Annotated in this window: 1 protein-coding gene; it reads right to left on the bottom strand. The window is 61.5% G+C overall.

Annotated elements, in window-relative coordinates; all coding sequences use genetic code 11:
- Positions 1–32: 32 nt before the first annotated feature.
- The coding region (locus NKJ81_RS32595; RefSeq protein ID WP_352542992.1) for a transposase at positions 33–646 on the bottom strand (614 nt) is incomplete at its 5' end.

The raw sequence follows: 646 nt of genomic DNA, 5'->3' as shown, positions 1-646 counted from the left end.
GTCTTGATTAAGGTCGACGCGACCTCCTCGCCTTAAGTGGCTCGGACGTTTGTTCCGAGGGTGCAAATCTTGGCCAATTTCCTGAGGTTCTGGGCGATGGCTGCAAGGTGGAACTCATCGCGGGCACCACAGGGGCCGCGCAATCGCAATCGATCGAGCTTCAGGATGCGCTTGAGGTGCGCGAACAGCATCTCCACCTTCTTCCGCTGATAGCGTGAGGTCTGGTAGGCGTCTGTCTTTGCGATGTCGCGGGCCATGTCGCGCGCGCCCTCATAGATCGAGCGCAGCACCTTGCGCGCCGGCTCCTTCGGGCAACAGCTGGGCTTCAGGGCACAGGCGTCGCAATCCAGCTTGCTGGCGCGATAGCGCATCATGCCATTCTCGTCGACGAGAGGGTGTGGCATCCGATAGGTCTTCTGGCGCTGCCTGAGCGTCTTCCCGCCAGGACAGATGTATGTATCGGCCTTATGGTCGTAGGTGAAGTCGTCGCGCGAGAAGGTGCCATCCTTGCGCCTAGACTTGTCGAAGACCGGGATATGCGGCTCGATCCCACGCTCATGCACCAACCAGTTCAGCATTTCGGCCGAGCCGTAGCCGGTGTCGGCAATCAGCCGCTCCGGCCAGAGGCCGAGCTCGTCGTGCGCCC

The organism is Mesorhizobium sp. M0018 (genome assembly GCF_040323955.1).
Taxonomy (GTDB): domain Bacteria; phylum Pseudomonadota; class Alphaproteobacteria; order Rhizobiales; family Rhizobiaceae; genus Mesorhizobium.
This window is presented reverse-complemented; position numbering and strand designations above follow the sequence as displayed.